The sequence below is a fragment of the Deltaproteobacteria bacterium genome (genome assembly GCA_011773515.1).
Lineage (GTDB): Bacteria > Desulfobacterota > Deferrimicrobia > J040 > J040 > WVXK01.
The window spans coordinates 14,583-18,295 of sequence record WVXK01000109.1; the positions used below are offsets into that span (position 1 = coordinate 14,583).

General features: G+C 56.7%; 4 protein-coding genes. 3 read left to right on the forward strand and 1 reads right to left on the reverse strand.

Going from position 1 to position 3,713, the window contains the following annotated elements:
* The first annotated feature begins 37 nt into the window (after positions 1-37).
* Positions 38-1,099 carry a 4Fe-4S binding protein gene (locus GTN70_11655; protein ID NIO17615.1) on the forward strand — a complete coding sequence of 354 codons (1,062 nt, stop codon included), beginning with the start codon at positions 38-40 and terminating at the stop codon, positions 1,097-1,099.
* A gap of 2 nt (positions 1,100-1,101) precedes the next feature.
* Here GTN70_11655 and GTN70_11660 read toward each other — a convergent pair whose 3' ends face one another.
* The gene (locus GTN70_11660) at positions 1,102-1,539 is read right to left on the reverse strand and encodes a TIGR00725 family protein (protein ID NIO17616.1); all 438 of its coding nucleotides are present in this window, start codon (positions 1,537-1,539) and stop codon (positions 1,102-1,104) included.
* 154 nt (positions 1,540-1,693) lie between these two features.
* Here GTN70_11660 and GTN70_11665 point away from each other — a divergent pair, with 154 nt between their 5' ends.
* Positions 1,694-2,320, forward strand: a complete 627-nt coding sequence (locus GTN70_11665; protein ID NIO17617.1) for a DUF47 family protein — start codon at positions 1,694-1,696, stop codon at positions 2,318-2,320.
* Between the two features lie 28 nt (positions 2,321-2,348).
* Positions 2,349-3,338, forward strand: coding sequence for an inorganic phosphate transporter (locus GTN70_11670; GenBank protein ID NIO17618.1), 990 nt, complete (start codon positions 2,349-2,351; stop codon positions 3,336-3,338).
* Positions 3,339-3,713: the final 375 nt, after the last annotated feature.

The window sequence follows — 3,713 nt, forward strand, 5'->3', positions numbered from 1 at the left end:
AGGGAAAGGTGACAGAGCAAAAGGGGGACGGCGGGTCGTGGAAGATGCCGTATTGACGAAAAAGGGCAAAAAGGGAAGGGAGCCGGCGGTGGCTGCGAAAGAAGCGGGCACCCGGAAGATGATCCCGTCGCTGAGATGGGTCGTCCAGGGCGTCTACACCCTCTTTTACGTGCTCGTGGGCATCGAATTCATCTATTTTTACGCCGGCATCATGGCGGGAAATCTCACCGCCTACCGCCCGCCGGCTGTCGAGGGGTTTTTGCCGATAAGCTCCCTCCTCGGCCTCCGGTACTTTCTGGCCACGGGGACATACGACCATGTCCACCCGGCGGGGCTCACCATCATCATGGCGGTCATCGTTTCCGCCATCGCAACGAGGAAGAGTTTTTGCGGGTGGGTCTGCCCGGTTGGCTGCATTTCCCGGATGGTCGAGCGGGGAAGCAGGCGCTTTCTCAAAAAAAGAATCACCGTTCCCCCCATCCTGGACCACCTGCTCATGTCGGTGAAGTACCTGCTGTGCGCATTTTTCGTCTATGTGATATTTTTCAAAATGTCGGTGAAAGACATAGAGAGCTTCATCTCCTCCCCGTACAACGTGGCGGCCGACGCCAAGATGCTCCTGTTTTTCGTCGACATGTCCAAAACGACGGCGATCACCCTCGCCGTGATCTTTGCGCTCTCCGTTTTCGTGAAGAACTTCTGGTGCAGGTATCTTTGCCCCTACGGCGCCTTCCTCGGGGTGATCTCGCTTTTCTCCCCCCTTGCGGTCAGAAGAGATGCCCGGTTGTGCATCGATTGCGAGTCCTGCACAAAGGAGTGCCCGTACCAGATACGGGTGCACAGGAAAAAATCCGTCAGGACCGTTGAGTGCACGGCATGTCTCAATTGCGTATCATCCTGTCCCGTGGACGACTGCCTGACGGTGGGGTATTTCGGTAAGAAACGGGTAAAGGAGCTGGCGGTTCCCCTCCTGCTCCTCGCCGTGATACTCAGCTTTTACCTGGGTGCGCGCGTGACGGGCCACTGGGAGAGCGGGGTGGACAATCACACCTTCCAGAGGTTCTACTCGATTGCCGAAAAGCTCGATCATCCCCGCTAACGTCACCCTCCGAGGGCGAGCGATACCGCCTCCTCGGGAGTGGCTGCCTTTATAACCCCCCGGATATCCCACGACCCGAGGGACACGACCCGTTTCCCCAGCTTGAGGGCTATGGCGATTTCCGAAAGTGTCCCGTATTCGCCGCCGATGGCGATAAAGGCGTCCGATGAGTGGGCTATGATGATATTTCTGGCGTGTCCCATGTTCGTTGCGATCACGTGATCGGTGTGCCGGTTGGCACTGCCCCTGTCGCTCCCGGGGACGATGCCGATGGTCACTCCCCCGGCCGACTTGGCCCCCTTTGCCGATGCCTCCATCACCCCCGAGAGGCCGCCGCTTACGATGGCTGCACCCCTTGCGGCCAGCAACCTGCCCACCTCCTCGGCCCTGCGGTAGGTTTCCCCGTCAACGTCACTTCCCCCGATTATTCCCACCTGCATATCTGACTCCTTTCCCTGCAAAGTTCTCCCGGCACGCGCTCTTCTTCCGGGAAGCATATCCTATTAGAAAATTTTATTTTATTCTGCGTATTATTTCTGTTAGATTGAAAATGGTTTTTCCTGCAGGAATTGAATCTCTAAAAAGGGGATGGACATGCGATTCCGACTGTTTCCAAGAGATGAGAAGTTCTTCGAGATGTTCGAGGTCCAGACGGAGAGGGTCATGGAGGGAGCAAGGCTCATAAAGGAGCTTTTCGATAACATGGAAAGGGCGGAAGAGCTGGCAGTCCTGATCAAGGATAAAGAGTCCGAGGGAGATGACATAACCCATAAGATTGTCGAGAGCCTCCACAAAACCTTCGTAACCCCCATCGACCGTGAGGACATACACAATCTCACCAGCAAGCTCGATGACATCCTCGATCACATGGAGGCGGTTTCCGAGCGGATAGTGCTCTTTAAGATAGACAAGAGCACGAGTTATGCAAGGAGTTTTGCCGATACGCTGATCGAGTCCGTCGAGGCAATCATGAACGCGGTGAAACTCCTCCACGATATGAGGAATTCCGAAAAAATACTGGAGTACTGCATCGAGGTCAACCGCCTGGAAAACGTAGGAGACAGCTACTTACGAAGCGCTCTGGCCGAGCTGTTTGACGGGAATAACGATCCCATCGAAGTGATGAAGTGGAAAGAAATCTACGAGCATCTCGAGAATGCGGTGGACGACTGTGAAGACGCCGCGAACGTCATTGAGGGTGCCGTCCTGAAATATTCATGATAAGAGTTCGCAATGAGGGAGAGCTGGTGTGGATCCTGGATGGCTGATCTTTGTGGTTGTGGCCTTCGCCCTTATTTTTGACTTTACCAATGGGTGGAACGACAGTGCCAATGCGATTGCGACGGTTGTCTCGACGAGAGTGCTCTCCCCTCTCCAGGCAGTCCTGTTCGCTGCGGCATTGAATATCGCCGGGGCGTTTTTCTCCACGGCTGTCGCCAAGACGATTGGAAAGGGAATCGTTGCACCGGAGCTCATCACCCAGACGGTGGTCTGCGCAGCTCTGGTGGCGGGCATATCCTGGAACACGGTGACAACCCTGATGGGGCTTCCCATCAGCGCCTCCCATGCCCTGATCGGCGGCGTCATGGGGGCGGGGATAGCCCACGGGGGCTTTACCGTATTGAACACGAAGACGCTCAAGCTCATCTTCAAGGCCATGCTCATATCTCCCCTCTTCGGGTTCATCCTGGGCTTTCTCTTCATGGTCCCCATCCTTCGTCTCTTTTTCCGGGTCACCAAGGGGACGTCGAACAGGCTGTTCAAGAAATTGCAGCTCGTCTCGGCAGGGGTGATGGCGTTTTCCCACGGCACGAGCGATGCCCAGAAAGTCATGGGGGTGATCACCCTGGCCCTTGTCTCGGGCGGCTATCTCAAGACCCTGGAGGTGCCCAAATGGGTGATACTCTCCTCTGCCCTCGTCATGGGCCTCGGGACGGCCATCGGTGGATGGAACGTGATCCAGACGCTCGGTGCCAGGATGATCAAGATCGAGCCCGTGCACGGCTTTGCCGCCGAGACGACGGCATCGATCATATTGCTCTTCACCGCCCATGCGGGCATTCCCGTATCCACCACCCACACGATTACGGGCTCCATTCTCGGCGTCGGTGCGACGAGAAGGTTTTCCGCCGTCCGCTGGGGGGTGAGCAAGAAAATCCTCTACGCGTGGATCGTCACCCTTCCCGGAACCGGGGCGGTGAGCTTTCTCACCTACAAGCTGCTCGCCATTCTCATCTGAGGGGCCGTTTTCTCTTCCCCGCACCGCAGGTGGTCTCGACGCTTTGCGTCACCCACGTGAAAACGGGCCAGAAATGACCACAGGGCGTGCCGGGTCTTTTTTCACGCTCCATCGCACATGTTGTTTTTTCCGATCTCTTTGAGCATGAACCTGCAGAAAACGGGGCTCCTTTTTTCGCCGCTTTTCGGGCCACTGACCAAAGAGGGCCGGGAGAGTGCTACAAGGGCCTCTCCGTATCGAAAATGGTGGTCATCACGGGAGAGCATTACCGGCTTCCCGCGCACCGGGCAGGGAAGGGCACTGTGTGGTGAACGGGGGATGATGAGGAAGGTCTCTTGCGCTGGGACGTCCCTCCCGGCAAAGGGGGACGTTTCA

Excerpts from the sequence above, each read along its gene's own strand:
- GTN70_11665 (NIO17617.1), top strand. The coding sequence starts at position 1,694 with ATGCGATTCCGACTGTTTCCAAGAGATGAGAAGTTCTTCGAGATGTTC.
- GTN70_11660 (NIO17616.1), bottom strand. The coding sequence starts at position 1,539 with ATGCAGGTGGGAATAATCGGGGGAAGTGACGTTGACGGGGAAACCTAC.